General features: G+C 69.2%; 28 protein-coding genes. 14 read left to right on the top strand and 14 right to left on the bottom strand.

Annotated features, from left to right (window positions below; translation table 11 throughout):
- Positions 1-66: 66 nt before the first annotated feature.
- A complete protein-coding gene (locus ACQPYS_RS18110) occupies positions 67-720 on the top strand; it encodes a hypothetical protein (RefSeq protein WP_174551663.1) in 654 nt (217 codons plus the stop codon).
- A gap of 116 nt (positions 721-836) precedes the next feature.
- On the opposite strand, the gene ACQPYS_RS18105 is transcribed toward ACQPYS_RS18110, so the two are convergent.
- The 5 genes from ACQPYS_RS18105 to ACQPYS_RS18085 form a co-directional block, all read right to left on the bottom strand.
- Positions 837-2,060, bottom strand: coding sequence for a hypothetical protein (locus ACQPYS_RS18105; RefSeq protein ID WP_433490277.1), 1,224 nt, complete (start codon positions 2,058-2,060; stop codon positions 837-839).
- Between the two features lie 492 nt (positions 2,061-2,552).
- Positions 2,553-2,876, bottom strand: a complete 324-nt coding sequence (locus ACQPYS_RS18100) for an ANTAR domain-containing protein (protein ID WP_433490276.1) — start codon at positions 2,874-2,876, stop codon at positions 2,553-2,555.
- Positions 2,877-2,882: 6 nt separating this feature from the next.
- Positions 2,883-3,296 carry a hypothetical protein gene (locus tag ACQPYS_RS18095; protein ID WP_433490275.1) on the bottom strand — a complete coding sequence of 138 codons (414 nt, stop codon included), beginning with the start codon at positions 3,294-3,296 and terminating at the stop codon, positions 2,883-2,885.
- A gap of 198 nt (positions 3,297-3,494) precedes the next feature.
- Positions 3,495-4,073 carry an STAS domain-containing protein gene (locus tag ACQPYS_RS18090; protein WP_433490274.1) on the bottom strand — a complete coding sequence of 193 codons (579 nt, stop codon included), beginning with the start codon at positions 4,071-4,073 and terminating at the stop codon, positions 3,495-3,497.
- Positions 4,074-4,279: 206 nt separating this feature from the next.
- Entirely contained in the window at positions 4,280-5,164 is an 885-nt protein-coding gene (locus ACQPYS_RS18085; protein ID WP_084480411.1) for an SAM-dependent methyltransferase, read from the bottom strand.
- Positions 5,165-5,535: 371 nt separating this feature from the next.
- On the opposite strand from ACQPYS_RS18085, the gene ACQPYS_RS18080 reads away from it, so the two are divergent.
- The gene (locus ACQPYS_RS18080; protein WP_433490273.1) at positions 5,536-5,766 is read left to right on the top strand and encodes a hypothetical protein; all 231 of its coding nucleotides are present in this window, start codon (positions 5,536-5,538) and stop codon (positions 5,764-5,766) included.
- Positions 5,767-5,803: 37 nt separating this feature from the next.
- Positions 5,804-6,334: an NUDIX domain-containing protein gene (locus ACQPYS_RS18075; protein ID WP_245664453.1), complete on the top strand. Its 531-nt coding sequence runs from the start codon at positions 5,804-5,806 to the stop codon at positions 6,332-6,334.
- Here the strand turns inward: ACQPYS_RS18075 and ACQPYS_RS18070 are convergent.
- On the bottom strand, positions 6,282-7,793 hold the full coding sequence (locus tag ACQPYS_RS18070) for a phosphatase PAP2 family protein (RefSeq protein WP_433493075.1): 1,512 nt from the start codon (positions 7,791-7,793) through the stop codon (positions 6,282-6,284). The two genes, ACQPYS_RS18075 and ACQPYS_RS18070, sit on opposite strands and share 53 nt — an antisense overlap.
- 225 nt (positions 7,794-8,018) lie before the next feature.
- Here ACQPYS_RS18070 and ACQPYS_RS18065 point away from each other — a divergent pair, with 225 nt between their 5' ends.
- The 3 genes from ACQPYS_RS18065 (at position 8,019) to ACQPYS_RS18055 (ending at position 9,716) form a co-directional block, all read left to right on the top strand.
- On the top strand, positions 8,019-8,222 hold the full coding sequence (locus ACQPYS_RS18065; protein ID WP_433490272.1) for a hypothetical protein: 204 nt from the start codon (positions 8,019-8,021) through the stop codon (positions 8,220-8,222).
- A gap of 592 nt (positions 8,223-8,814) precedes the next feature.
- Positions 8,815-9,195, top strand: coding sequence for a DUF3303 domain-containing protein (locus ACQPYS_RS18060; protein WP_433490271.1), 381 nt, complete (start codon positions 8,815-8,817; stop codon positions 9,193-9,195).
- A 68-nt stretch (positions 9,196-9,263) separates the two neighbouring features.
- On the top strand, positions 9,264-9,716 hold the full coding sequence (locus ACQPYS_RS18055) for a CBS domain-containing protein (protein WP_433490270.1): 453 nt from the start codon (positions 9,264-9,266) through the stop codon (positions 9,714-9,716).
- Between the two features lie 341 nt (positions 9,717-10,057).
- On the opposite strand, the gene ACQPYS_RS18050 is transcribed toward ACQPYS_RS18055, so the two are convergent.
- Positions 10,058-10,939 (bottom strand): NAD(P)-dependent oxidoreductase, encoded by an 882-nt coding sequence (locus tag ACQPYS_RS18050; protein WP_433490269.1) that lies wholly within the window; start codon positions 10,937-10,939, stop codon positions 10,058-10,060.
- 84 nt (positions 10,940-11,023) lie between these two features.
- Here ACQPYS_RS18050 and ACQPYS_RS18045 point away from each other — a divergent pair, with 84 nt between their 5' ends.
- Both ACQPYS_RS18045 and ACQPYS_RS18040 read left to right on the top strand, forming a co-directional pair.
- On the top strand, positions 11,024-11,425 hold the full coding sequence (locus tag ACQPYS_RS18045; RefSeq protein ID WP_245664451.1) for an ArsR/SmtB family transcription factor: 402 nt from the start codon (positions 11,024-11,026) through the stop codon (positions 11,423-11,425).
- A 79-nt stretch (positions 11,426-11,504) separates the two neighbouring features.
- Positions 11,505-11,987: an NUDIX domain-containing protein gene (locus tag ACQPYS_RS18040; protein ID WP_063035190.1), complete on the top strand. Its 483-nt coding sequence runs from the start codon at positions 11,505-11,507 to the stop codon at positions 11,985-11,987.
- Positions 11,988-12,057: 70 nt separating this feature from the next.
- Here the strand turns inward: ACQPYS_RS18040 and ACQPYS_RS18035 are convergent, their stop codons facing one another.
- The 6 genes from ACQPYS_RS18035 to ACQPYS_RS18010 form a co-directional block, all read right to left on the bottom strand.
- A complete protein-coding gene (locus ACQPYS_RS18035; RefSeq protein ID WP_433493074.1) occupies positions 12,058-12,279 on the bottom strand; it encodes a CGNR zinc finger domain-containing protein in 222 nt (73 codons plus the stop codon).
- A gap of 49 nt (positions 12,280-12,328) precedes the next feature.
- Positions 12,329-12,895 (bottom strand): hypothetical protein, encoded by a 567-nt coding sequence (locus ACQPYS_RS18030; RefSeq protein WP_433490268.1) that lies wholly within the window; start codon positions 12,893-12,895, stop codon positions 12,329-12,331.
- A 5-nt stretch (positions 12,896-12,900) separates the two neighbouring features.
- Positions 12,901-14,283 carry an NAD-dependent succinate-semialdehyde dehydrogenase gene (locus ACQPYS_RS18025; RefSeq protein ID WP_433490267.1) on the bottom strand — a complete coding sequence of 461 codons (1,383 nt, stop codon included), beginning with the start codon at positions 14,281-14,283 and terminating at the stop codon, positions 12,901-12,903.
- 396 nt (positions 14,284-14,679) lie between these two features.
- Positions 14,680-15,576 carry a pyridoxamine 5'-phosphate oxidase family protein gene (locus ACQPYS_RS18020; protein WP_218020738.1) on the bottom strand — a complete coding sequence of 299 codons (897 nt, stop codon included), beginning with the start codon at positions 15,574-15,576 and terminating at the stop codon, positions 14,680-14,682.
- Positions 15,577-15,591: 15 nt separating this feature from the next.
- On the bottom strand, positions 15,592-16,725 hold the full coding sequence (locus tag ACQPYS_RS18015) for a peptidogalycan biosysnthesis protein (protein ID WP_433490266.1): 1,134 nt from the start codon (positions 16,723-16,725) through the stop codon (positions 15,592-15,594).
- A 224-nt stretch (positions 16,726-16,949) separates the two neighbouring features.
- The gene (locus tag ACQPYS_RS18010) at positions 16,950-17,999 is read right to left on the bottom strand and encodes a LacI family DNA-binding transcriptional regulator (protein ID WP_433490265.1); all 1,050 of its coding nucleotides are present in this window, start codon (positions 17,997-17,999) and stop codon (positions 16,950-16,952) included.
- Positions 18,000-18,207: 208 nt separating this feature from the next.
- On the opposite strand from ACQPYS_RS18010, the gene ACQPYS_RS18005 reads away from it, so the two are divergent.
- From ACQPYS_RS18005 to ACQPYS_RS17980, 6 genes are read left to right on the top strand one after another with little or no spacing between them, the layout of a single operon-like run.
- Positions 18,208-19,422, top strand: a complete 1,215-nt coding sequence (locus ACQPYS_RS18005) for a CaiB/BaiF CoA transferase family protein (protein WP_433490264.1) — start codon at positions 18,208-18,210, stop codon at positions 19,420-19,422.
- Between the two features lie 25 nt (positions 19,423-19,447).
- The gene (locus ACQPYS_RS18000; RefSeq protein WP_063035126.1) at positions 19,448-20,797 is read left to right on the top strand and encodes an MFS transporter; all 1,350 of its coding nucleotides are present in this window, start codon (positions 19,448-19,450) and stop codon (positions 20,795-20,797) included.
- Positions 20,794-21,261, top strand: coding sequence for a MaoC family dehydratase (locus ACQPYS_RS17995; protein WP_063035125.1), 468 nt, complete (start codon positions 20,794-20,796; stop codon positions 21,259-21,261). Before ACQPYS_RS18000 ends, ACQPYS_RS17995 begins: the two co-directional genes overlap by 4 nt.
- On the top strand, positions 21,258-22,646 hold the full coding sequence (locus tag ACQPYS_RS17990; protein ID WP_433490263.1) for an aldehyde dehydrogenase (NADP(+)): 1,389 nt from the start codon (positions 21,258-21,260) through the stop codon (positions 22,644-22,646). Before ACQPYS_RS17995 ends, ACQPYS_RS17990 begins: the two co-directional genes overlap by 4 nt.
- Positions 22,643-23,767, top strand: coding sequence for a hypothetical protein (locus tag ACQPYS_RS17985; RefSeq protein ID WP_433490262.1), 1,125 nt, complete (start codon positions 22,643-22,645; stop codon positions 23,765-23,767). The genes ACQPYS_RS17990 and ACQPYS_RS17985 overlap by 4 nt, the downstream gene beginning before the upstream one ends.
- Positions 23,764-24,939 carry a fumarylacetoacetate hydrolase family protein gene (locus tag ACQPYS_RS17980; RefSeq protein ID WP_433490261.1) on the top strand — a complete coding sequence of 392 codons (1,176 nt, stop codon included), beginning with the start codon at positions 23,764-23,766 and terminating at the stop codon, positions 24,937-24,939. The genes ACQPYS_RS17985 and ACQPYS_RS17980 overlap by 4 nt, the downstream gene beginning before the upstream one ends.
- A gap of 57 nt (positions 24,940-24,996) precedes the next feature.
- On the opposite strand, the gene ACQPYS_RS17975 is transcribed toward ACQPYS_RS17980, so the two are convergent.
- Positions 24,997-26,568: an alpha/beta fold hydrolase gene (locus ACQPYS_RS17975; protein WP_433490260.1), complete on the bottom strand. Its 1,572-nt coding sequence runs from the start codon at positions 26,566-26,568 to the stop codon at positions 24,997-24,999.
- Positions 26,569-26,609: the final 41 nt, after the last annotated feature.

The raw sequence follows: 26,609 nt of genomic DNA, 5'->3' as shown, positions 1-26,609 counted from the left end.
GCGGCGCCGGTACCTGTTCCGGTTCCGCCCGCAGCCGGCGAGCCCGCGCCACGCACGACCATCTCGGTGCGTTCACTGACCGGCCTGCACTGGGGTACGGCCGACGAACACCAGGTGCGCAGCGCGCTGTCGCTGGCCAAGCTCTACCTCACCGATTACGCACTGCGCCACGGCGACGGTTCGGCGGACGACCTCGCCCACGGTGAGCGGATGATCCGGTATTCCGACGATGCGGCCGCCGACGCGGTGGCGGCGAAATACCCCCGGGCCATCGCGGCCGTCGCCACGGAATACGGGCTGGCGGAAACCCGGCCGGGACCGAACTGGGGCAGCGCCACCACCAGTACCGCCGACGTCGCCGACTTCCTCGACGCCACACTGCGCACCGATCCCGCCTCACCGATCCTGTCCTGGATGGCCACCGCCGCACCCCGCGCCACCGACGGCACCGAGCAGAACTGGGGGACGGGCGCGCTGCCCGGTGTCCAGGGCACGAAATGGGGGTGGTCGGATGCCCCGCCGCAGGAGGTCGCCTCGGTATCGTTCGGCCCCGGTTTCACAGTGGCCGCGCACACCCGGGGCGGTCCCGCGGACCAGACGGCCGACGTGCTCGGGGGCCTGGCGACAGTCCTCCCCGGACACGGCGTGCCCACCGCGCCGTCCGTACCCGCGCACACCACCGGCCGCGCTGCGGCCCCGGAAGGCGCATGGCCCGGGTGACCACTCCCGTGGGCGTCGGCGGCGTCCGGGACTTTCTCGAACGCCGACACGGCGCGTCCGGCCCGCTGCGCCTGTCGGCCGCCCACGGCCGGGCGGCGAATCGTATCGCCGCGGTATCAGACCGAACGACTCCGCGGCGGCGCGGGATTCGGGCAGAGCCGCAGCGCGAACAACATATCGGTGTTGCGCGCGGGCTCCGGTGAGTCGACCCCCCGCAGCAACCCGGCCCCGCGAATCCAGCTGTGGTGCCAGTGATGGAGGTCCGGCATTGTCACCGCGCACCGCGCGGCGGTCTGGCGCAGGCGGCGACCGGCACCGCCGATGCCGCCGGCGAACAGTCTCGGCGCGGGCTCGGGGCGGGCTTCCTGGTACGCGCGGGCCTCGTGCAGCAGCGTCCGCACCGGACTCGGCAGAACCCATACGTACAGGTCCGCGGCCTGCATGTACCCGATCGGCCCGGTGAAGACGAGCCCGTCGCGGCTGAGCCCCGTACACGGCACCGAGCCGAGTTCCACTGTGGTGGCGCCGGTACACAACACCGTGGCGAGCGCCGCCGCGTCGACCGGGTTCGTGGTGCGCTGGCGGATCCTGTCGATGGTGCTGTCCTCGATGCGCGCTGTGGTCAACCCCGGGCCCACCGAATAGTTGAGGTCGGGCGGCAGTTCCAATCGCATACCGTGCAGTAGGAAGCCGGCCTGCGCCCCGCGCAGCCGGGCCACGGTGTGTCCACGGCCCGGACTGCCGCAGGCGAGTTCGCCGAGAAACCGGTACAGCCCGAGGATTTCGCGCCGATCGCCGGGGTGGTTCGTCTCGGGAAACCCGGGACGGGCGCCCGAGAGGTATCCGGCGGCGCCGGGGCCACCGAACGGTGCGGCCGCGGCGGCGCCGTCCGGGTGGTGGTGCGTGCACGGACGGCCGGTGTGCGCGGTGAGTCGGCGACAGGCCGCCTCGATACCTTCGGTGTACACCGCGTCGAGGCGGGCGAATTCCGAGGCGGTCAGCTCGCGGTGGGCGTCGGCGCGAAATGTGGTGACATCGCTGTCCGGTATCCGGGGCAGTACATCGTCACCGGTGGTCAGTACGACTTCGGAGATCCGGTCCCGGTGTTCGCCGTCGCGGTAACCCATGATGCGAGTGGCGGCTTCCGGGACCACCGCCGGCGCGGGCGGAGTACGCCGCGCTCTGTGAACCGTCAGCCACTGCTGAAGTTGTCCCTCCGCCAGACCTAGCTCGCGCGCTGCGGACCGCACGTCTTCGACGGACAGTTCCTCGTTCTCGTCGAGCTGGACCAACCGGTCCAGTCTGGACGGACGCAGCGTGGCGCCGCTGGTCTCGGTCACGGTGACAACCTCCTGGGCATGGGCCCGGACGATATTTCCTTTTCTCCTCCGGTACAGAACATTCGATCACTTTCCGGGCTGTGAGAGGAGACGAACAACGAGAACTTAACCACCGTTGACAGAGAATGCGCATGTCGGAAATTTGCGGAACGTTGGCAGTTCGACCCACGGAAATCGCACAATATTCCGGCTCACCTGCGCAAGTGCTGGAGTCGATGGGAATGGGTTCGGCCCGTACAGGGTAAGAATGTGGTGGCCGCTCGATTGCTGATATTCGGTGCCGGCCGGGCGGGGTGTTCGAGGTCTCGCTGGCCACAGCCGAGCCTCCGATGAAAACGATCGCGGACAGGACATGGACCGACAGCAGCAGGTTGTGCACGAACAGCTCCCTCTAGGCCTTCAGGTGGCCTGAAGCTTAACGGTGCCTTCAGTGTGGTTGAAGGATTGTGGTCCGGTGCACAGGGCGACGACGCGGCGTACCTCCGGCCCGCACTACCGGCCGGTGGGCAACTCGCCGCTGCGGCAGAGGTAGGAGGCGACTTCGGTGAGCTTGGTATTGCTGTGCTGGCTGGCCCGCACCAGCAGGGCGAAGGCCTGTTCGGCGGTCAGTTTGTGCCGCTCCATGAGAATGCCCTTGGCCTGACCGATCAGGTCGCGGGTGTCGATGGCGTGCTTCAACTGCGAAACCTGCTGTGCGGTGGCCATCGCCACGCCGGCGTGGGCGGCGAAGAGCCGTCCCACCCGCTCGGAGTCGGCGCCGAAGGCGCGGGGCACCTGCGCGTACAGATTGAGGGCGCCGAGATCATCGCCGAGCACATAGAGCTAGAACGACAGCATACTGCCGATGCCGAGGTCGGCGGCGCGCGCGGCGAATCGTGGCCACCGTTTCTCACTGGCCGTATCGGGGAGTGCCACGGTGTGGCGTTCGTACAGCGCGTTTAGACATGGCCCCTGCTCGAACTCGATCTGGGCGCGGTCGATCTCCTCGACCAGCGCCGCCGAGACGATCAGTGTCTCCATCGTCCGCCGCCGCGTGATCACCGAGATGCCCGCGTACGCCGCGCCCGGCACGGTACCCGCCGCGGTATCGACAATGCCCTGCAGAGTGTCCTTCACATCCGTCCGGGACTCCAGGTACCGGGCCGGACCGCCCAATCGCTCGGCCAGGTCCGCCGGTATCCGGGACCGCTCGGCGGTGTCCGACGTGCCGTCACCGGGTTGTGTGCTGGTCGCCATGGTCGGGGATACCTTCCGCAGCAGGTGCCGACCCATCCTCGGCCGGCGGCGTCGCCGCGTGCGTCTGCCGGTGGCCACGCCCGCCTCCCACCCTACGTCGGAGCACCGGTGTGATGGTGCTCGCCCGGCCGGAGGCGTGAAAAACCCCGGCCGGAGACCGTGGTCCCCGGCCGGGGTACAGGTCGAACGGAATGCGAACTAGCGGCGGCGCGGTGTGGCCGCACCGATCACAGCGTCCGGGATTCCGGCCGTGTGTCCGGGAACGATCTGGCCAGCCAGATAAGCGGGCCGGTCGATTCCCGGCTCGCCCCGGGTGATGAGCGGGGCTCGAGACCGGCCCGGCCCGACCGTCGCGGTCTCCGGCCGCAGCGCGGTCACCGCCGCGACGACGGTGGACCGGATGGGCAGGCCGGCGGTATGGGGGTCGATGCGGGCGAGACGCGCGAGGCTCGGGTTACCGGTCACCAGGCATATCTCCACACCGACGCGGCGGTAGTCCGCCGCGTCTGCCGCCAAGGCCCCCAGTGTGCACAACGACAGGAAATCGAGCCTGGTGGCATCGATGATCAGCGCGCCACATCCGGTGGTAGCGCTGTCGGCGGCTTCGCGCACCCGCTGCCGCCATAGGCGCAGGGTGAACGCGTCCGCTTCGCCGCGGACGGCCAGAACGACGATTTCGCCACGCCGGAGATTCCGGAAGGTCAGCTGGTCGTCGGGCGTTCTCGACGACGGTGCGGCGGGGCCGCGAGGTACGGCGGAAAAACTGGTTGGCTTCATAAAAGACCTGGATCAGTCGAGATGCATTACTGCATCGTGGCCGGGCCGACCCTGGAGTCTCAAGGCAAATGTGCACCCGTCACCCCACCCTACGCGCCCTGGTCGCCGCCGGGTGTGATGAGTGACGGGCGCCTGTTGCGATGCGGTACCACGCGGGGCAGCGGTGTTGGTTCGGAGCGGCCCCGGCTGAGGAAGCGCCGGGAGGCTTATCGGCGGACCAGCCGGAGCGGTTCGAGGTAGCGCCCCGGTTTCCGTCCGAGACCACCCAGGATGAGGTGTTCTTCGGGTGCCGCGACCCGGACCGGTGGCCCTTGCGGCCACCATTCGTCCGGCGGGGTCAGCCCCGGCTCCACCAGGTCCAGCGAGCCGAAGAATCCCCGGATGTGCTCCGGGCTGCGGTACCGTCCCGAACCGAATTCCTCCTGCATGTACCGTTCGAGTTCCCGGGCCAGCTCGTGGAGTTCGGGACGACTGGGGCCGGGATCGCAGTAGTGCGTGATCGCCACATACGAACCGGCCGGGAGCAGATCGATGTACCGCGCCACGACGCCCGCTGGATCGTCGTCGTCGGCGAGGTGGTGCAGCACCGCACCCAACAGGACCGCGATCGGCTGCCGCAGGTTCAGGTAGCGGCCGGCCCTGTCCACTGTGGCGGCGGGATCGGTGAGATCGCCGGGAAGGTAATGGGTGTTCTCGTTGCGCTCCAATATCGCCCGGCCGTGGGCGACGCAGAGCGGGTCGTTGTCGATGTACACGAATTCCACATCGCCGCGTCCGCATTCCTGCGCGACGACATGAAGGGGATCGCGGGTGGGCAGTCCGGCACCGAGATCCAGGAACTGCCGGACCCCGGCTCCTTCGGCCAGCGATCGCACGGCACGGGTCAGCCAGCGTCGGTTCGTGACGTGCACATCGCCCTGCCGGGGCGCGGTTCGCCGGATCCGTTCGAAGGCCGAACGGTCCACCTCGTAGTTGTCCTTCCCGCCCAGGCTGTAGTCGTAGGCGCGGGGGATGCTGGGCCGGTCGGTGTCCGCGCCGACCGGCTGAACACCGCGGGGCCGAACACCGAGCGAGAGGGCGGTATCGGTCATTATCGCGCCTCCATCACATACCGAACGGTCGCCCTCTGGGGGCTCTTTCGAATGTAACACGGCAACACTATTTATGGTTGTGTTGCCCACGGAGGCCGAGGATTACACCGTGTCTGATGCCTGTGTCCGACCCCATACCGGGGGTCTTGCCATCCGCGGACACCAAGGCAACGAAGAGGATTGCGCTCCGGTTCCGCAGAACGGTGACGACTTTCGTCGTCGGGGCGCAGATTCGTGCGACGGGGACAAGAGTGCCGGTCCGCGTTGTCGATTGTGCTCAACGGCTTCGACGAACGAAGCGCGATGCGGTACAGGTTTCCGGAGAGCGGCTCGAACCGGGTGCCTACGCCGCCCGGAGAAACGGTGGAGTTATGGGCAGCATCGGGAAGTGGAACCTCGTCGTCGGTATCGGGTTCGTGGTCGCCGCCGTGCTCTGCAGAATGCTGGGCCTGATCCCGGCCACGGTGATCACCGGACTTCTCGGATCGATCGCGCTCGGTATCGCCGGGTACGACGCGGTCTACACCTGGCTGGAGCGAACAGAACTGCGCCGGCACGGAGCCGCTGCGAGCCGGAAGCACGAAAATCGTCACGGCCGGTGACCGGACGGTGGCACAGACAAGGCGCGACACTGGAGGAGTGTCCATCAAAACGCTGTCGTCCAGGGTCGTCTACCGGAATCCGTGGTTGTCGCTGCGCGAGGACCGGATCGAGCACGCGGACGGGTCACCCGGGCTCTACTCGGTGATCGACAAACCCGATTTCGCGCTCGTCATCCCGTGGGATGACGGCGGTTTCCACCTCGTGGAACAGTACCGCTATCCCGTGCGGGCCCGGTCGTGGGAGTTCCCGTCCGGCGCCTTCCCCGAGGGCGTGACCGGTAGCCCGGAGGAACTGGCCGCGGCCGAACTCGCCGAGGAGACCGGATTCACGGCGGGCCGGCTGGAACGACTCGGCCGGTTGCACTGCGCGAACGCGATGACCGGGGAGGGCTGTCACGTGTTCCTCGCGACCGAGCTGACGCCCGGCGAGCCGAATCGTGAGCACACCGAACAGGATATGCGCCAGCGGTGGTTCCCCGAGTCGGAGGTGGAGGCGATGCTGCGCACCGGGGTGCTCACCGACGGCCCGTCCATGGCGGCCTACCTGCTGCTGAAACTTCGCGGGTAGCCGCGCGCGCCGGCACCGGCCGGACGACCCACCAGGAGACCGTGATCCATATCGATGCCAGCAGCACCGAACCGAGGAGGTCGGTGGGGTGGTGCGCACCGGAATACAGTCGCTGCGCCGCCACCAGGGCGGGGATCAGGAGCAGCGCCGCGGCGAGCAGCCGATACGGCCGCCGGTGGGTGGAGTACCACAGCAGTGCGGCGCTGCCCGCGTAGAGGGTCAGGGACGCGGCGAGGTGTCCGGACGGAAAGCTCGAGGTCGGCGGCAGTGCGGGATCGAGCGGGGTGACGTCGGGTCGCGCGCGGTCGACGATGGCGGAGGCGGTGAGAAACAGCGTGACCTCGCCCAGCAGTGCGACGCCGAGGAACAACATCGGTCGCCGGCTGCGCAGGACCGCCACCGCGAGAACGGCGATGACCAGGGCGACGATAACGACCGCGATGGTGTTGCCGACTTCGCCGAACACATCGAGCACGGGGGTGAGAGCGGGATCGCGGTGCGCGGCCAGTGCGGTCACGACTCCGTGATCCCAGCGGGCGAGCATACTGCCGTTTCCGCCGAGGTCTACCAGCTTGCCGATCCCGATGAGCAGTCCCACGAGCAGAACCCACGCGACTGCGAGCTCGCCGAGCCCGCGCCATGGATGCGGCATCGTGGGGGCGTGCCGGTCCGGGACCGGCCGGAGGTCGTCTCGCTCGTCCGGCCCGACGTCGCCGGGCAGCGGGCCCGTATGGCCGAGCCCGGCGTCACCACGCCAGCGATGGAACGCGGCGGTGATCGCGGTGAGCCACAGCGAGCCGAGCAGCCAGCCCGCGAGGACATCGGTGAGGTAGTGCACGCCCAGCGCTATCCGGCTGAGCCCGACGGCCGCCACGAGCAGGAGCGCGCACCCGGTGACCACGCGCCGGGCTCTCGTGTGCAGGACGGGTGCGAAAACCAGGAGGAGAATGCCGTAACACACCAGGGAACTCATGGCGTGCCCGCTGGGGAAGCTCCACCCGTCGGAGCGGTAGACCGGGGTTTCCACCACCGGCCGTAGCCGCGCGACGAGCTCTTTGACCACGGGGTTGAGGGTCAATCCGCCCGCGCCGGTGAGTATTACGAGCACGGCCGGCCGCCACAGACGACGCAGGAGCAGCCAGAGCGCACCCACGGCGAGCACCCCGGTCAACGTGAGCGTCGCGCCGAGATCGGTGACGGCGAAGAGGATATCGCGCAGGATCGCATGCTCGGCGACGACAGCGGTCACCCGGTCGGCGACCGCTTGATCCGCGGCCTGCAACGGTTGCCACCGCACCCGGACCAGCGCGGTGAGCAGTCCGAACCCGATCCCGGCGCCCATCGTTGCGAGCAACCCCGCGGCGCTCCGGACGGCGAATCGTTCGGCGGCCGCACGGGGCCGGGCCTGGTCGCCGGGCTGTTCGACGTCTGTCCCGGAATTCCCGTCGCGTCGGTCCACGGACAACGCAACACCTCCTGCTGTTCGGGTGCGCCCCGGTCGTGCCGCACAATCGGGCGGCTGACCACCGGAAGCTGTTCGGTCGGATGTAGTCGGTTGTCCAGGAGTTCCCCGAAGCCGGTGCCGCAATCCGTGCGGTGCCGGCACAGGTCTGCCGGACGGGCGGGCCGACTCCGGCACACTGGAACATGTGTGGGTCGGGATGTCACTCGGAAAGGAAACATCGTGCGCAATGCTGTTCGCGGCGGAATTCTCGCCGTTCTCCTCTCGGCGGCTCCTCTCGCCATCGCGGTTCCGTCTCGGGCCCTGCCGCTCGAGCAGCCCGTGGTGACGCAACGGGAGAACGCTGCCACGGAGGCCGGCCTCATCTGCACCATGCAGTACCCACCGACCCTGCCCTGTTTCCTGGCGTCCCTATCGGCCGCGTAAGGCGGCGGCCCGCCCGGGGATGTCGATCGCTGCATAGGCGGTGGCATGGACCGGTACCGCGCGGTACCGGTCGTACGGCAGCAGAGTCGCGCGCCCGAGCCCGTGCGCAAGCCGAGCGGACGGGCACGGACCATTTCGGTCCACCGGTTGATCCCGCGGGAGCTCGGCGTGCCACCCTCACCCCAGCTGGCCGGCCTGCTCGCGCGCCCGCCGGTACGGGCCGGTGCCGACTGCGCGCCCGTCCAGCGCGATGTCTTCTTCCCCGTGTCCGGCAGCTTCGGCGCCGGCCCGGCCGAGGGGGAGAACAGGGGCGCGGAGGCTCCGCGCCACCGAGCCGGTCGCGGTGACGGCGGCGTGACACCCACCCGGCCGGACTGCGGTGACGGCGGATATGCGCGACCGACTCTTCGCGGCCGGATCTGTATGGCGTGGCTGGACCGGAGTCGCTCCACCGCCACCCGGTCCGGCCCGAGTGGGCTGCCGAATACTCGCCCATCCGGCCGTCGCGCAGGCCGTCCGCAGCGGTATCACGGCGACGGTGTGAAAGGGCCGGGGCAGGCCGTCGAGAAGAGCTGATCCGGCGGTCGCGCCGGTGGTCCGGCATTTCCGGGCGGGCCGCGCGGCACGAGAACAACATCTTCGGAACATCTCTGGGAGGAACGATGAATACGTGGTTTCCTGGACGTATTGTTGGAACGGCTCCGCAGCGGCGAACGAGGCGAGTATTCAGCGGGCATTGCAAGTTTTCGGAAGCTGGAAACCGGCCGATGGCGTGACCCACCAGCAGATGGTCGGCCTGCTCGACGGCACCGGCGGATTCGTGGCGATCGAGACCGACAACCCGATGGACCTGCTCGACGGTCCCCAGAAACTCGGCGTGATCGCCGAATACCAGGTCTACCCGGTCGCCGATTTCGCCGACGTCGCGCAGGCGTTCCAGGAGGGCGTGACCTTCCAGGAGTCGATCGGGTAGTGCCACGCCGGCGCCGCCGGAGCGTGATGAACGAACAACAGGTAACGACCTCGGAACCAGGAGGAAGTATGACCACAGTGCGTAACATCATGCATCCGGCAGTGGTGTGCATCGGCGTGCGGGACACCATGGCCACCGCTGCCGAGCAGATGCGGCAGCGCGATGTGGGCGCCCTGCCGATCTGTGACGGCGAAGGGCGGCCGGTCGGGATCGTCACCGACCGGGACATCGTGGTGAACTGTGTGGCTCTCGGCCGCAATCCGGCGACCTCCACCGCCGGAGAGTTCGCTCAGGCCGACGAATTGCATACCACGGCCGCCGATATCGACGTGGCCGACGCGCTGTCGATGATGGAGCGGTACCAGTTGCGTCGGCTCCCGGTGACCGAGGGCGGCCGCCTGATCGGGATCGTCACCGAGGCCGATATCGCGCGACACCTGCCCGCGGCCACGACGGGCGAATTCGTGGGACACGTCTGCGAGCAGCAGTTGCCGATGCCGGCCCAGCCCCCGGCGACCTGATCCGGCGCACCCGGCCGGGTGGCCGGACGGGTTTCGGTCCGGGGGCGGGCCGCGCTGGTCGTCAGCGCCACGAAACCGGCTCCGCCGATGCCGCGGCAGCGGACCGGGAGAACCCGCAGCCCTCCGGCGAAGTTCCCGAAATTCGAAGCGCGCCCGGGCCACCGGTCAGGGTATCGATCCTCGGGCCCGCGTCCCCGCTCCGGTCCGAGGCCGGTGATCGCGCCCGGTTTCGGTCCGGTGCGCGGCGGTGGTTCCGAGCCCGCAGTGGCCGCACTACCCGGAAGGGCTCGGGCGGTGGCCGGTGCTCGAATGTCGTTCGACGCCGGGGCCCGCGTGAACCGTCAGCGGTTGCCGGCGAGTACCGGGACCAGACGGGCGAGTCCCTCGGCCCCGTGACCCGCCGCCAGCGCGCGCCGGAAGACCTCGCCCGTCGCGTCGAGCACGCCGGTGTCGATCCCGTGGCGCGCGATCACGTCGCGGAGTGTGGTGAAGGCGGTATAGGCCGATGAAATGGATGTGTCGTCACCGGGATAGTGCCCGGCCTCGACCTGCGCGGCGGTCTGCGTCGCCATATCGGGCAGCAGCGAGACCACGGCGGGTGTGAACGGGACGAGTTCACTGCCCTCGATCCCTTCGGCCGCGGCGAGTGCGAGGCCCAGGGACACACCGAAGAACGAGAGCCAGAACACCGACACCAGCGCGGCGTCGAACGCGGCCGCGCGTCCGGGGTCCGCGCCCAGGTAGGTGCCCTGTCCGGCGAGCGTGCGCAGTACCGGTTCCGCTGTGCGATAACCACTTTCGGAGCCCGAGTACAGCAGCAGCGCATCTTGTGTACCGATGCCCTGCGGCACCGCCATGACGGCACCGTCCACGTACTCGGCACCGTGGTGACCGGCCCATTCGGCACGCCTCCTCGACTGCTCGGGAGTCGTGGAGGTGAGGTTCACCAGCACCCGCCCGCGCAGCCGCGGACCCGCGTCGCGCAATGCCGCGCCCACCGCGTCGTCGTCGAGCAGTGAGACGACGACAAGAGGAGCGGCCGCGACGGCCGCGACCGCCGACGACGCGCGGATGGCGCCGAACTCGACCAGTGCGCCGGCCTTCGCCCCGGTGCGGTTCCACACGACCGTCGGATGCCCGGCTGTCAGAAGAGTTTGCGCGATCGCCGAACCCATGGATCCCAGCCCCAGAACCGCGACGGGTGTGCGTGCTTCGCCGGACATGCTGCCTCCTGATTGTTTGAATAACGTCCAATAATGATTGTTGTATGATTCTCAAACTGTCAAGCATTGGAGGGAGGCGCGTTCGTGCCCGCCGAGTTGTCGCACCCGGATACCGCCGACCTCGAGCTGGCGGCGGTCATGCACGCGCTGTCCGACCCGATCCGGCTCCAACTGGTGGCCTGCCTGGCCGCCGACGAGGGCGAGAACTGCGGCGAACTCGGCCGGCACATCGACCTGCACAAGTCCACGCTCTCGCACCACTACCGGGTCCTACGCGAAGCGGGCATCACCCGGACGACGGTCACCGGACGCACCCGGGTGATGCGCCTGCGCTACGCGGATCTGCAGGCCCGGTTCCCGGGGCTGCTGGACGTGGTGTTCCGCGCCCTGACCGATATCGTCGAGGACGACGAGAAGTGGACCGGTTCGCCCGAGGACCGCGCGAAACTGCTCACGGCGCTGAAATGGCCCGTCACCCCGCAGTGACCGGGGAGCCGACAGGCCCGGGCCGGTCTCGTTCTCGGTAATTCTCGCCGCCGGCGTGGAGTCCGGCAGACTGCACGCCATGAAGTACAGCGCGGGAGTCCTGCTGTTTCGTCGTGAGCCGGAGGTGCACGTGCTGCTGGGGCATATGGGCGGGCCGCTCTGGGCGCGTAAGGATTCGGGGGCCTGGTCGATCCCCAAGGGTGAGTACGAGCCGGAGACCGAGGACGCCCGCGCCGCCGCCGGTCGCGAATTCGACGAGGAGCTGGGTGTGCCGGTGCCCGACGGGGAGTGGATCGCGCTGGGCGAGGTGCGGTACGGCAGCGGGCGGGGTAAGAAGCAGGTGACGGTGTGGGCGGTCGAGGGCGACCTCGATCCGGCTCGGGTGGTGCCGGGGACTTTCGAAATGGAGTGGCCGCCGCGGTCGGGCGAATACCGGACGTTTCCCGAGGTCGATCGGGCCGAATGGTTCGATCTGACCACCGCTCACGACAAGCTGAGCACCGGCCAGCGGCCGGTGCTGGCCCGGCTCGCCGACCGACTGCGCGAGGCCGGACCTCGGTGAGCAGCCGCCCCGACGGCCGCAGCCCGGAGTTCATGCCGGTTTCAACGGATTGCGGTCGCGGTCGATGGCATCACGGATGCGAGGAGCGGTAGCGGGCCGCTTTGGCCTGGTTGCCGCAGGTCTTCATGCTGCACCAGCGCCGCCGACGGCCGCGAGAGGAGCCGATGAAGAACCAGCCGCGGGGTGACGGGTGGCCATGAAGTAACCCACCGGGGTGCTGTAGTCCGTCACGAACAACACGTATCTCTCCACACCGAGCGCGGAACGCCGCTTCTGACCCCGGGCCGACCACCACGGGCTGCCCAATCCGGCCCGGCCTGCGCTGTCCGCCGGGCGCCGACTCAGGCGACCACGGCGAGCAGCGTCGTCGCCGATTCGGTCAGTTCCGGGTCGCCCCGAAGTTCGGAGCGCCGCCGCGCCTCCTCGACGGTGATCCCGCGAGTCGCCAGCCGCCAGACCACGTCCTGGTCCATACGAACGACCGCGGCGGGCTCCTCGGGCCGCGTCGCGATCAGATCCCACCTCGTTCCGTCGGACGTCACCGACCAGTTACCGCCCGCCGGACCGGTGATCTCGAATCGCACCGATGTCCCGCGGGCCCGGACTCGATCGCGGAGCGCCCAGGGCACCGCGTGCAGAAAAGTCACGAGCACGGGGCGCATCAGCGCGACCTCGTCGGCCCCCTGCCGGGACACCGCATCGCGGATCTGCTGCTGATGGACCCAGAACTCGGTGTACTCCCGGGCGATATCGAGCCAGGCCGGACTGGTAGCGGACCCGGCCCACGACACGTTCAGCCGCGCCGGTCCGGCGAGATCCGCTGCCACCGCCCACACCCGATCCAGTTCAGGGCCCAGGTGGGCGAGCAGATCGATGAGCACTCGAGACTGACCAACCTCCCTGGACATCACATCTAGTGGGGGTGGGCCGAGGTGCGCCGGAGCTTCGCGTTGACGAACTCGCCCATTCCCCAGCGCCCCAGCTCACGACCGTAACCGGACCGGTGCACGCCGCCGAACGGCAGCCCGGGCAGTGTCGTCCCGTGTTCGTTGATGTAGGCCATCCCGACCTCGAGCCGATCGGCGACCTCGGCGGCTCGTGCGGTATCGGTGCTCCACACCGACCCGCTCAGGCCGAATTCCACATCGTTGGCCAGGCGTACCGCTTCGTCGACCGAGGACACCCGGTAGACCATCGCGGCGGGGCCGAAGACCTCTTCCGAGTACGCGTTCATCTCCGGGGTGATACCGGTGAGGACGGCGGGTGTGAGGAACGCGCCGTCGCCGTCCACCGGCTTGCCGCCGGTGTGCAGGGTCGCGCCCTGCTGCACGGCGGTGCCGATCTGGTCCGCGACGGTATCGCGGGCGGTGACCGACGACAATGGCCCCACCTGGGTCTCCGGGTCTGTTGGATCGCCGACGACCGCGCGTTCGAACTCGGCCACCAGCCCGTCGACGAAGTCGTCGTAGAGATCGTCCAGGATGATGAAGCGCTTCGGCGAATTGCACGCCTGACCGGCATTGGACAGGCGTGCCCGGGCGGCGACGCGGACCGTTTCGGCCATATCTTCGGTGTCGAGCAGAATGAATGGATCGGAACCGCCGAGTTCGAGTACCGATTTCTTCAGATTCTTCGCCGCCTCGGTCGCGACCGCGGCGCCTGCTCGCTCACTACCGGTCAACGACACCCCGCGGATCGCCGGATGCGCCAGCAGTTCGGCGATCTGCCCCGAACTCGCGTACACATTGATATACGCGTTCTCCGGGACCGACGCGTCGTGCAGCACATCGGCCATGAGTTTCGACGAGGCCGCGCAGATCGAGGCGTGCTTCAGGATGATCGAATTACCCAGCAGCAGGTTAGGCGCGGCGAAGCGCGCCACCTGATAGTAGGGGTAGTTCCACGGCATCACGCCGACGAGCGGCCCGATCGGCAAGGTCTGGATGACCGATTCCTCGGCGCCCTGGGGGTCGAGCTGCTCGGTGGTCAGCAGGTCGGGACCGTGCTCGGCGTACCAGCGGTAGATATCGGCGGCGAGTTGTACCTCCTCGGCCGCCTCCCGCGCCGGTTTACCCATTTCCTTCGTAATGGCCGCGGCCAGCTCGGTCGCGCGTTCCTCGTAGAGATCCGCGGTGCGCGCCAGCGCCCGGGCTCGTTCGGCCACCGGGGTGCGGCGCCATTCCTCGAATCCCTCGGCCGCTCGTTCGGCGACGACGGAAATCTGGTCGTCGGGCAGACCCGGGAATTCTTTTTCGGTAGTACCTGTGGTCGGGTTCCTCGTCACATAAGTACTCATGTCACGATGCTACGGATCCGCGCCCGAGGCGACAGTCCGGTCGAATTCGTTATATAGATCCGATACGTGACCTGCACCGTCGATATCTGTTTAGGAGCGCTTACCGGGTGCGGTCGGCCGGATACGCGCCCTCGGCGTCACCGGACCGGCCGCCATTGTCATCGCCTCCGGAACGGCCGCGATCTCGGTACGGCACCCCGGCTACGATCGATATGTCGGCCATATCGGTGAGCTCGGCCCCGGCAGTCGATCCGACTCCGCGGAAGAATGTAGAAATCGCCACGATTCCGTCCCTCGGTTTTCCGGCTGCGCTTTCTCTGCGCAGGTGGAGGCACCGGCGACCGCGTAGCCGTGGCAGCGAGCGGAGCGCGGAGATTCGCGCCCCGCGTGCTGCGCCTAGGGCGCGGTGATCTCGGACAGACCGACTTCGAAACGCCGGTCGTGTTTGTCGACCGTCCAGCGCTGGGCATCGTAGAGCCACCAGCGTTCGATCTCGAGCCGGTAGAAGCGGCGCGGGCCGTCACCCCGGAACGTATCGATGGGCAGCGCCCACCGGGCGCGCTCGCCGGCATCGGGAAAGTTCGTCACGTAGTAGTACTCGTAGAACTCCGGTAGCTCCGCGGCGCCGACCTCCCGGCAGCTGCCGACGAACTGGGCGCCGTCGATCGGGATCCCGGCGGGTGCCTCGGCACCCGACAGTCCGGTGACGAACATCGTTCCCGAAACCCGCGGCCGCGCGGTGAGGTTCACGGAATGCTCGGCCTCACGCAGCGAATACCAGACCAGCTGTAGCGGCCGGTGCCGCGCCACGAAATTCACCGTGGCGGCCCACGGCCCGTCCGGCCCCTCGGTGGCGAGTGTGCAGAACCGTGCCCGGTCGAGCAGGTACCGGCTGCGCTCGGACGCGGAGCGGAAAACTTCATCGGCAGCGGTGGATCGGGCTGTGTCGCGGCCCGGGAGCGGGACGGGGATCGGCGGATCCGACAGGATCCTGGAATCGATGATGTCGTACCACTCGTCCTGGCCGGTCCGGCGCCGCTCCCACTCCGGATCTGTGGCCCGCCGGTGCACTTCCCGGCGGTAGCGGCCCCAGGCCGCTTCGTCGGCGAAGGTGACCTTGTGTTCGAGGCAGTGCACGTGATCGCCGATGGTGACGGTGTGCCAGGTCGTATCCAGGACCATGTCCAGCCCGTCGTAGAACCAGAGCTGGCGGTCGGCGATCCAGCGCCAGAAGGCGGTGAGGTCGGCCCGGGCCTTGGGCGTGGGGGCGAATCGGTAGACGAGGTGCAGCATCGTTGTCCTGTCCGGTCAGTCGATGAAGTCGAGCCATCGGGGGTCGAGGAGCGCGGCATAGTCACTGAACCTGTCGCGGTGGCCGGCCGCGAATTTGCGGTTGTGCGCCTCGACGGTGTGCGGGTGCAAGCGGTCCCGGTCCAGGAGGACGACGGCCGCGAGCGGTTCGACAGTGGCGCCCCGGCGTACCTTCGCCTCCAGCGCCGACGTCGACAGGTGTACCCGGTGCAGGCCGTGCGCCCGGGCGTAGACGACGGGGGCGTGGCAGGTGGTCACGAAATAGGCCGCCCCCGCGCGGCCCGCCGATTCGTCGGCGCCGAAGTAGCGGCCGTGCAGGCTGTTGCCGTGGCGATAGCAGACGGCGGCGGCCACCAGCGCATCTTCGCGCCGGCACAGCAGTGTCGCGGCGGCCGCGTCGAGACCGGCTCGGCGCTGGGCGTCGAATATCCGGCGCATCCAGGCGACTCCGCCGGTGCTGCCGTGTTTGGCCCGGGTGTTCGCGATCAGCGGCGCCACCCGGTCGGCGACCTCGGTGGTGAGGCCGGTCCATTCGAGCGTGTGCCCGGTTGCGGCGAAATCGCGCAGTTCCCGGCGCCGCCGTTTACGGTTGTGGCCGGTCGTCGGCGGCCGCGGATCGCTGGCCGGATCCTGCGGGATATGGACGGTGGCCTCGGCCGAGTGCAGCAGTAGCGAGGCGTGCGGGTGGGCCGCGGCCAGTTCCCGCGCTGTCCGCACCGGGAGATAGGGGACTATCACGCCGTCCCGGCGACACTCGCGGGCATGGTCCACCGACGCGGCCAGCAGATGTCGCAGTGTGGCACTGCGCGTCGGACCGGTTTCGGACAGCACACCGTTACGGACCGCACGGCGTGCGCCCGCCCACAGCAGGTCGGCGCGGCCGAGTTCGGGAACATGCGGGAAGAGCTCCGGCAGCCGGAACAGGGTGCCCTCCCCGTGGCTCGCGTCCCACAGCGGCAGCGCCGCGGCGAGTACACCCGCTCGGCGGACGAGCACCGCCGAATGCGGGGCCACGGCCTCGTCCAGATGGCGCAGCCAGGCGTGACCACAGAAGAGATCACCCGGCGCCACCAGACCGTCCCACTCGGTCGCGGCAACCGATCGGACAGCCTCGACGGCCGTTGCGAGCATGAAGCATTCCCTCGAAGCGAGACAGTACCCGACGACCATAGCCTGCGTTATTCGTCCGACGCATCGGTCTCTTTCCACGGGTGGGGAGGCGGCATGGGGAGGTGGGCCGATTCCGGCAATCTCCCGGCAGCCGGTGCGCAGCGCACCGGCAGGTGAGTCCCATCGGGCGTTCGGTTTCCGGCTGTGGTGTGGTGGCCGACGCGGGCCCGGCACCGCGCGATCGCTCAGGCGCTCTCGCGGGCGACGATCCGGTACCCGACATCCACCGTGGCGGACTCGACGGTGGTGCCGGTGAGCCGGGCCAGCAATAGATCCGCGGCCCGGGTGCCGATGGCGTCGATATCCACGCTGACCGTGGTGAGTGCCGGATTGAGATGGCGGGACATCTCGAAATCGCCGAATCCGGTGATGGCCAGTCGATCCGGGACCGCGATACCGCGGCGCTGCGCGGCGAGTACGGCGGCGACGGCGAAGACGTCGGTGGCGAACATGACGGCGGTCGCTTCCGGGAAGCGTTCGAGTGTGGTGTCGAGCAGGGCGACGCCGGTGTCCATGGAGATATCGCGGTCGGGGAGTTCGACGATCCGGACCGGCTCGCCGGGGAGGAGTTCGCCGACGGCGTGGGCGAACCCGTCGCGACGGCGCAGCGCCCGGGCGTCACCGGAGCCGATCGTGCCCGCGAAGACCAGCTTGTGGTGGCCACGGGCGACGAGGTGACGCACCAGGTCGCCGGTGGCGGATTCGTTGGAGAAGCCGACGAGGGTGTCCATGGGATCGTCGATCCAGTCCCAGGTCTCCACGACGGGTGCGCCGTAACTCCGTAGGAGTCGCAACGTTTCCGGGGTGTGCAGTGTGCCGACGATGAAGAAACCGTCCGGTCGGCGCTGGATGAATCCGCGCACCAGGTCTTCTTCGCGTTCGGGGTGATAGTCGGTGTAGCCGACGATCAACTGGTAGCCGGCGGGGGTGAGCCGGGTGGCGGCGGCGCGCAGGGTGTCGGAGAAGATCGATGTGGAGATGACCGGCAGGATCGCGGCAATGGTGCGGCTGCGGTTGGAGGCCAGGCTGCTCGCGGCCAGGTTCGGCAGGTAGCCGGTGTCGGCGATGGCGCGCTCGACCCGGTGCCGCGTCTCCTCGGAGACCTGGTCCGGGAAACTCAATGCCCGCGAGACGGTCTGCGCGGAGACACCGGCGGCGCGGCCGACATCCTGCATGGTGACCGATTTGGTGGACGATTTGGCGCGTACGCGCCGGCGCCGTTCCACTCCGGCCACGCCACCTCCCGAAACCCTGTCTCTCGCCGTGTGCGGAGCATACCCGGCCGGGTGTGTCCGCTCGGGTACAGCGCATTCACCGAACCGTAGCCGTGCGGCTCGTCGGCTATTCGAAGCCTTGCGTTACCGCTAACGTTACCGCTAACATTCGTGGCGCAGAACACCATGTGACCACCCGTACAGTGGTCCCGAGGCAGGGAGAAGCAGGATGAATGTGCTGGACGGTATCCGGGTACTGGATCTGTCGATCGCCATGGCCGGACCGTTCGCTGCGCAGAAACTGGCCGATCTCGGAGCCGATGTGATCAAGGTCGAGCCGGTGGGTGGCGAATGGCAGCGGCACGTATCGGCCGGCGGCGCCCGGGGCAACGAAGTGAATGCCTCGTTCCTCTCGCTCAACCGCAATAAACGTTCGCTATCGATGAACCTGAAGGACCCCAAAGGACGCGAACTGCTCTACGAGCTGGTGCGCGGCGCGGATGTCTTCTTGCAGAACTACCGCCCGGGCGTGGCGGGCCGGCTCGGTGTGGACTACGAGACCCTGCGGGCGATCAAACCGGACCTGGTCTATGTCTCCATGTCGGGTTACGGCGCGACCGGCCCCTATGCCGACCGGCCCGGGCAGGATGTCCTGCTCCAGGCGATGAGCGGCGGGCTGGCGAGTGCGCGGCGCACCGGCGAGGCACCGCGCCCGGCACCGTTCTTCCTGGCGGACGCCATCACCGCCTACTCGGCCTTCGAAGGCGCGCTGGCGGCACTGTTCCATCGGGAACGCACCGGCGAGGGCCAGCTCGTCGAGATCAATATGCTCGATTCGCTCATCGCGGCCCAGATGCAGGAGATCAGCGTGGCCACCGTCGGTGGGGTCGCGCAGGAGCCCAGCGACCAGATCCACGCGCATTCCTACATCCGGGCGCCGTACGGCGTCTTCCCCACCTCGGACGGTCATATCGCGCTCTCCTTCGCGGAGATGGACGCCCTGGCCGAGGTGTTCGGTGACGACCGGTTCCGGCGCTACGACGCCGAACGGGACGGATTCACCCATCGCGACGAGATCTCCGCGCTCGTCACCGAGAACCTCGCGGCGAACACCACCGCGCACTGGCTGGACGCGCTCGGCCGCGCCGGCGTGTGGGTGGGTCCGGTGTACGACTACACCCAGCTACAGGCGGACCCGCAGGTCCGCCACAACCGATCCTTCGTCGAATACGACCACCCCACCGAGGGCACCGTGGTGACCCCCGGTTTCGCGTTCCGGCTGAGCAACCAGACCCAGAAGGTCTACCGGCCGGCGCCGCTCAACGGCCAGCACACCCAGGAAATTCTGCTGGAACTCGGCGTGAGCGCCGAGCGGATCGACGAGCTCGAATCCGCCGGCACCGTCCATTGCTACCGGTCTCCGGCCGTCTCCCGGATCTCCTGACCCCGCATCCCCGAAAGATCTCTCCATGACTACAACCGCCCCACCGGTTCAGCAGGCGCGCCGCGCGGCCGCGGCCTCCGCGGTCGGCAGCCTCGTCGAGTGGTACGACTTCGCGCTCTACGGCGCGGCCGCGGCCCTGGTCTTCAACTCCTATTTCTTCGTCGACGCCAGCCCCACCACCGGTCTACTGGCCTCGTTCGCCACCTTCGCGGTGGGCTATTTCGCCCGTCCGTTCGGCGGCGTGGTGTTCGGGCATCTCGGCGACAAGATCGGCCGTAAACCGGTCATGATCGTCACGCTCGGCATCATGGGCGTCTCGACCGCCCTCATCGGCCTGCTGCCGAGTTATCACTCGATCGGCATCGCCGCCCCGATCCTGCTGGTCCTGCTGCGAATCGTGCAGGGGCTCGGAGCCGGCGCGGAATACGCCGGCGCGGTCGTGCTGTCGTCGGAGGCGGCGCCGCGCGGTCACCGCGGGTTCTATGCCTCGTGGTCGGGCGGGGGCGTCTGGCTCGGTTCGGCGCTGGGCCTGGGCACTTTCCAGGTCGTGCTGTGGCTGACCGGGGACAGCTTCGATCAGTGGGGCTGGCGGATCCCGTTCCTGATGAGCCTGGTCATGCTGGTGATCAGCCTGTACATCCGGCGCCGCGTCACCGAGACCGAGAGCTTCGAACAGGCCAAGACCGACGAGACCAAGATCCCGCTGCTGGAACTGTTCCGCACGGCCAAGGGGCGCCTGGCGCTGAGTCTCGGCTCGAACTTCATGCTCTCCGGGTTCTCTTATATCCCGCAGGTCTGGGCGCTGAGCTACCTCACCAACGATATCGGTCTGGCGGCCATGGCCGGCCTCGGTATCAATGCGGTGGTGCTGGTGGCGGGCGCGGTGTTCATGCCGGTCTTCGGCCGGATAGGGGACCGGTTCGGCCGGCGCCGACTGTTCCTGTTCGGTGCCGCCTTCGGCATTGTCTGGGCGTTCCCGATGTTCGCCCTCATCGACACCCGCGCCCCCGCGCTGATAATCCTCGCGCTGGTCGTGTGCTTCGTCGGCGCGGTGGCCACCTGCTATGCGGCCCAGGCCGCGTTCCTGGCCGAGATGTTCCCGCCGGCCATGCGCTATTCGGGTGTGGCTTTCGCCCGTGAGGTGAGCGGTGCCCTGCTGGGTGGCACCACCCCGCTGATCGCCACCGCCATGTTCGCCGGTTTCGGGCACTGGTGGCCGGTGGCGGTGTGGATGGTGTTCATGGCGACCGTCGCGTTCATCTCCGTCTACCTGTCGAAGCGCTACCGCAGCGATGCCGACCAGAGCAGCGATGACCACTTCAACCATGTGACCGACCGCCCGAGCGACGCGGTGTTCGAAGGAGCGAAGGTATGACCGCCCCCGAATTCCGGGACCGGTACTTCGAGGAGTACACACTCGGCGAAACAGCGATCGGGGGGACCCGAATCATCGAAACGGCCGATATCGCCCGGTTCGCCGATCTCACCGGTGACCATCACCCGGCCCATACCGATCCCGGCTACGCCGAGCCGAAGTTCGGCAGCGTGATCGCCCACGGCGTGCTCACCTTCGGCGTGGTCGTCGGGCTCACCGTCGAATACAACGGCCGCGCCGTCGCCTACGGCTACGACCGGATCCGTTTCCCCCGCCCTGTCCTCCCCGGCGACACCGTGCGGGCGACCGCCGAGGTCGTCGACCTCGCCGAACACCGCAACCCGCGGATCGGCCTGGTCACCAAGCAGTACACCGGTGTCAACCAGCGCGGTGAGACGGTGCTCGTCTGCAAACACGTACTCGCCGTCGACCGTATGCCGCACACCGAGGAGCCGACCGCATGACCGACACCGTAAAGCTCGAGAACGTCCTCGCCGCCGCGCATCTGGCCCGCCGCCCGGCCCGGCGCGCCTCGGTCACCGAGCGCGCGGCCTGGTTGCACGCGATTGCCGCGGGCCTCGACGCCGAGGCCGAGCCCCTCGCCGACCGCGCCCATCGGGAGACCGCGCTGCCGCTGCCGCGACTGCGCAACGAGCTGGTACGCACCGCGTTCCAGGCCCGTCTCTTCGCCGACCGTCTCGAACAGGGCAGGCTGTTCGAGACGCGGGTGGATCCGGCCGATCCGGACTGGCCCATGGGCGCCCGCCCCGATATCCGGCGCGGATACGTGCCGATCGGCCCGGTGCTGGTCTTCGCGGCCAGCAACTTCCCGTTCGCCTTCTCCGTCGCCGGCGGCGATACCGTGAGCGCGCTCGCGGCGGGCTGCCCGGTCGTGGTCAAGGCGCACGAGGGGCATCCGGAACTGTCCCGGATGACGGCCCGGCTGGTCACCGACCGGCTGCGCGACGCCGGGGCGCCCGAGGGACTCTTCGGCCTGATCGAAGGCAAAGAGGCGGGCGCGACGGCCGTGCTGGACCCGCGGATCCGCGCGGTGGGATTCACCGGTTCCGAAGCCGGCGGGCGTGCCCTGTTCGACCTGGCGGTCTCGCGCCCGGACCCCATCCCGTTCTACGGCGAACTCGGTAGTACCAACCCGGTCCTGATCACCCGCGCCGGGTGGGCCGCCCGCGCCGACGAGATCGTCACCGGATTCGCCGGGTCCGCCACCCTCGGCTCCGGACAGTTCTGCACCAAACCCGGCGTCGTGCTGGTCCCGGACCTGGACGGTTTCCTCGAACGGCTGACCCTGCCCGCCGTGGGCCCCATGCTGAACCCGCGGATCGCCGACGGATTCGGCGCGGCGCTCGCGGCGGTGGCGCGGCATCCGGCGGTCGAGACCGCCCGCACCGGACCGGCCACGCCCGACGCGCCGAGTGCCGAGATCCTCACCACCACCGCACCCGCCGTACTGGCCGATCCGGCGCTCGTCACCACCGAGATCTTCGGCCCGGCCGCAGTGCTCGTCGAATACGCGGACGCGGCCCAAGCCTTGGCGGTATTGGAACTCGTCGCGGGTACTCTCACCGCGACCGTCCAGGGTGCCGAGGAATCCGACGAGCAGGCCGCCGACGCCATCGATCTGCTCGCCGAACGCGCGGGCCGCATCATCTGGAACCAGTGGCCCACCGGGGTGACGGTGAGCGACGCCCAGCAGCACGGCGGCCCCTGGCCCGCCACCACCGCGCCCGTCTCGACCTCGGTCGGCACCGCGGCCGCGCTGCGGTTCGCCCGGCCGGTGGCCTACCAGAACCTGCCCGCCGCCACCCTGCCCGAGGACTTGCGCCGATGACCTGGGCGGGCCTCACCTGGGATCATCCGCGCGGCTATCGCGCGCTGCGGGCCGCCGCCGGGCACCCGGACGCTCCGGCGTGCGCGATCCGCTGGGACATCCAGCCGCTCGAGGGGTTCGAATCGGCGCCCATCGCGGAGACCGCGCAATGCTACGACTTGGTGGTCCTGGATCATCCGCATGTCGGCGAGGCGATCGAGACCGGCGCGCTGCAACCGCTCGACGGGCTTTTCACCCCCGCCGAACTGGCCGCCTGGCGAGTCGCGAGCGTCGGGCCGTCGCTGCGGTCCTACGAGATGGCGGGCCGGCTGTGGGCGGTGCCGCTGGACGCCGCCACCCAGGTCTGCGTGCGCCGGGACGGCGGTATTCCGGTGCCCGACACCTGGCAGGACGCCGTGGAATTGGCCGGGCAGGTGGCGGTCGCGGTCCCCACTTCCGGGCCGCATCTGTTCCTCACCCTGTGCGGCATCGCGGTGGCCCACGGCGCGTCTCCCGGAACCGGCGACATCTTCCTCGACGAGAACCGATTCGGCGAGGCGATCGATACGCTGCGGCATTTCGTCCCGGCCCGGCCCGGCCCGGGCAACGACAACCCCATCGCCCTGCTGGAGCGGATGGCGGCCGGCGACGGGCCGGACTTCTGCCCGCACGTCTACGGCTACGTGAACTACACCCGTCGCCCGCGCCCACTGCTGTTCGGGAACGCCCCGCGCGGCCGGGCCGGGCGGCGCGGATCGGTCCTGGGCGGCACCGGGATCGCGTTCAGCAGCCGCTGTGCCCCGGACGACGCCCTGCTCGACCATGTGCGCTGGCTCATGTCCACCGACGCCCAGCGGCGGTTCGTTCCCGCCGAAGAAGGACAGCCGGGGCTGGCCGCCGCCTGGGACGACGACACCGTCAATGCCGACAGCCGCGACTTCTACCGGGCGACCAGGGCAACGATCGAGGACGCCTGGGTGCGGCCCCGGCACGCGGGCGCCATCGCCTTCCAGAACGCGGGCGCCGCGGCGGTGCGGGCCTGCCTGTTCGACCACCGCGACATCGGCCGGCTCACCCGCGAGGTGAACGAGAGTTTCGAGCGCAGCCTCGGGCCGGCCCCGACCTCGAGGACCGCATCGTGAGCATCGCCTGGCCACCGGCCGCCGACACCCTGCTTCCCGCCGACCATGACCGCGCCGTTCTCGTCGGCCGGGTGCTGGGTACTGACGGCCCCAGCGTGGTAACGGTGCGCGACGGCCGTCTGATCGACATCACGGCACGGGTCGCCACCGTGCGCGATCTGGCCGAATACGACGACCCCGCCGCGTTCGTCCGCGACTGTGACGGCCCGGACCTGGGATCGCTCGCCGAGATCGTCGCCCACACTCCGCCGGAATCACGGCGTCCGCAGACCCCGAGGCTGCTCTGCCCGATCGACCTGCAACCGATCAAAGCCGCCGGCGTCACCTTCGTGGTCTCCCTGATGGAACGCGTCATCGAGGAACGCTGCCGCGGTGACGCCACCCTGGCCGACCGGGTGCGCGAGCAGATCACCGAACACGTCGGTACCGACCTGTCCGCGCTGACCCCTGGCTCCGCCGAAACCGCCCGGCTCAAGGAGCTACTGGTCGCCGAGGGCTGGTGGAGTCAGTACCTCGAGGTCGGACTGGGCCCCGACGCCGAGATCTTCACCAAATCCGCGCCGATGGCCGGTGTCGGCGCCGCCACCGATATCGGTGTCCATCCGCGGTCCACCTGGAACAACCCGGAACCCGAAGTGGTGCTGCTCATCTCGTCCGCCGGCCGGGCCGTCGGCGCCTGCCTCGGCAACGACGTCAACCTGCGCGATTTCGAGGGCCGGTCGGCGCTGTTGCTCACCGCGGCGAAGGACAACAACGCCTCCGCCGCCGTCGGGCCGTTCGTCCGGTTGTTCGACGAGACCTTCGATCTCGACGCGGTGCGTAAGCTGACGGTGACGCTGCGGGTGCGGGGTACCGACGGATTCAGCCTGCGCGCCGAATCGTCCATGGCCGAGATCAGCCGCGACCCGCAGGATCTCATCCATCAGCTCATGGGCCGCCACCACCAGTACCCGGACGGCGTGGTCCTCTTCCTCGGCACCATGTTCGCCCCCGTCCAGGACCGTGCCGAACCGGGACTCGGATTCACCCATCATCTCGACGATCTGGTCGCCATCAGCACTCCGGCCCTGGGCAGCCTGATCAACCGGGTCCGTACCAGCGACGACTGCGAACCGTGGCAGTTCGGCACCGCCGACCTGTTCCGCAGCCTGGCCGCCCGGGGACTGCTGTAGTACGGCGGGACCGTCGGCGCCGGGTGCGGCATCGGCGGTGGTGGTGCCACGACAGCCCTAGTCGAACGGCGACCCGTCGGCTGCGCAGCGGGCGTCCTCGGGCGGGAGGTCGCCGGTGAACAGATACTCCCGTTTGACCTGTTCGGTGCAGGTGCTGGGTACGTACATACTGCTGTGGCCCACCCCCTCGGTGACCACGACCCCGGCGCGGGCCAGTTGCGCGGCGCCGTCGTAGGCGCCGGCCAGCGGTGTGGCCGGGTCGAACCTGTTGTTGAGTACCAGGATCGGGGCGGCGGTGTGCCGGTTCCACGGTCCGGTGTACCGGTCGGCGGCGTGACCCTGCCAGAACGCGCAGGTGATACTGCTGAATACCGCGACCCGCCCGAAGTACGGCACCCGCTGGTCCTCCGATATCGCGGCGCGACTGTAGATCGCGGTATCGGTCGGCACGGTGCTGTCGGTGCACTGGATCGCGTGGTAGGCCTCGGTGCGGTTGCCCATGGACGACGCACCGGCCGGCAGCAGGCCCGGAAGGGCGGTGCCCGCGTCGAACAACCGCTGGAGCAGTGCGGCGAGGTCGGGGAAGGTGGACGGCTGCGACAGGCCGGCGGCCGCGTTGACGATCGTCGAATACGTCCACGTGCGGCCGTCCAGCTCGATGGGGGCGAGCCGGGCCCGCTCGATGAGTGCGATCCACTTCAGTTTCGGGTCGCCCGCGGAGAACGCGCAGCGGGGGCCGGCCTCCGAACACTGGCGCAGGAAAGCATCGAAGGTGGCGGAGATGGCGTCGGCCACGTTCTGCCGAGTGTCCAGCGGCACCTTGGTGCCCTGTCCGTCGTGACCGTTGACATTGCCCTCGAAGTCGAGCGAGCCGTCGAACACCATGGCCCGGACCCGGCCGGGGAACATATTCGCATACACGGCGCCGACCTGGGTGCCGTAGGAGATGCCGTGATAGGTGAGCAGCGGGTCGCCGACCGCGCGACGCAACAGGTCGAGATCGCGTGCGGTGTCGGCGGTCGACGCGTGGTTCAGGATCGGGCCCGCCTGCTGCGCGCAGCGCTCGGCGAACCGGGCGGACCAGTCGTAGAACGGCGGCTCCTCGGCCGGGACGGCCGGCATCGCCGGCATGGCGGCGAGGAAGGCCGTTTGCTCGTCCTCGCTGGGAAAACAGTGCACCGGGGCGCTTCGCGACACCGCGCGGCTGTCCCATGAGACCACGTCGAATCGGGCCCGTAGTTCCTCGGAGAACAGCCAGGGCCACCGGGCTCGTTCGCGCAGCCGGTCGACTCCCGACGCCCCGGGCCCGCCGAAGTGCACGAACAGGGTGCCGACGCGGTGGTCCGGGTCGGTGGCGGGCAGTTTGACGACCGCCAACTCGATCGGTGCGTCCCGCGGCCGGTTGTAATCCAGCGGTACCCGGGCTGTCGCGCACTGGAACCCGTCCTGGCAGTCGGACCATTGCAGCGACGGGGTGTCCGCCGATTCGGCGAGGCGGTCGAGATAGGGGTCGATACCATCGTCGGCCACGGCCGGTGCCGGCGTACCGAGGACTCCGGCGCCGACCGCGACCGCCAGTACGGCGCGCCGGACCCGGTACGCTGTGTCGGCTCCGAAACGCAGATCCACTCCAGGGCCCTTCTCGGTACGGCGTCACGAACCGAACGATC

Source organism: Nocardia grenadensis, from assembly GCF_050942415.1.
Classification (GTDB): Bacteria; Actinomycetota; Actinomycetes; order Mycobacteriales; family Mycobacteriaceae; genus Nocardia; species Nocardia grenadensis.
This window is presented reverse-complemented; position numbering and strand designations above follow the sequence as displayed.

Bases quoted from the DNA above. Each gene is read 5' to 3' on its own strand.
- ACQPYS_RS18095 (WP_433490275.1), bottom strand. From the start codon at position 3,296: ATGGCGACCAGCACACAACCCGGTGACGGCACGTCGGACACCGCCGAG.
- ACQPYS_RS18090 (WP_433490274.1), bottom strand. From the start codon at position 4,073: ATGAAGCCAACCAGTTTTTCCGCCGTACCTCGCGGCCCCGCCGCACCG.
- ACQPYS_RS18085 (WP_084480411.1), bottom strand. From the start codon at position 5,164: ATGACCGATACCGCCCTCTCGCTCGGTGTTCGGCCCCGCGGTGTTCAG.
- ACQPYS_RS18080 (WP_433490273.1), top strand. From the start codon at position 5,536: ATGGGCAGCATCGGGAAGTGGAACCTCGTCGTCGGTATCGGGTTCGTG.
- ACQPYS_RS18055 (WP_433490270.1), top strand. From the start codon at position 9,264: ATGACCACAGTGCGTAACATCATGCATCCGGCAGTGGTGTGCATCGGC.
- ACQPYS_RS18050 (WP_433490269.1), bottom strand. From the start codon at position 10,939: ATGTCCGGCGAAGCACGCACACCCGTCGCGGTTCTGGGGCTGGGATCC.
- ACQPYS_RS18040 (WP_063035190.1), top strand. From the start codon at position 11,505: ATGAAGTACAGCGCGGGAGTCCTGCTGTTTCGTCGTGAGCCGGAGGTG.
- ACQPYS_RS18030 (WP_433490268.1), bottom strand. From the start codon at position 12,895: ATGTCCAGGGAGGTTGGTCAGTCTCGAGTGCTCATCGATCTGCTCGCC.
- ACQPYS_RS18025 (WP_433490267.1), bottom strand. From the start codon at position 14,283: ATGAGTACTTATGTGACGAGGAACCCGACCACAGGTACTACCGAAAAA.
- ACQPYS_RS18020 (WP_218020738.1), bottom strand. From the start codon at position 15,576: ATGCTGCACCTCGTCTACCGATTCGCCCCCACGCCCAAGGCCCGGGCC.
- ACQPYS_RS18015 (WP_433490266.1), bottom strand. From the start codon at position 16,725: ATGCTCGCAACGGCCGTCGAGGCTGTCCGATCGGTTGCCGCGACCGAG.
- ACQPYS_RS18005 (WP_433490264.1), top strand. From the start codon at position 18,208: ATGAATGTGCTGGACGGTATCCGGGTACTGGATCTGTCGATCGCCATG.
- ACQPYS_RS18000 (WP_063035126.1), top strand. From the start codon at position 19,448: ATGACTACAACCGCCCCACCGGTTCAGCAGGCGCGCCGCGCGGCCGCG.
- ACQPYS_RS17995 (WP_063035125.1), top strand. From the start codon at position 20,794: ATGACCGCCCCCGAATTCCGGGACCGGTACTTCGAGGAGTACACACTC.
- ACQPYS_RS17990 (WP_433490263.1), top strand. From the start codon at position 21,258: ATGACCGACACCGTAAAGCTCGAGAACGTCCTCGCCGCCGCGCATCTG.
- ACQPYS_RS17985 (WP_433490262.1), top strand. From the start codon at position 22,643: ATGACCTGGGCGGGCCTCACCTGGGATCATCCGCGCGGCTATCGCGCG.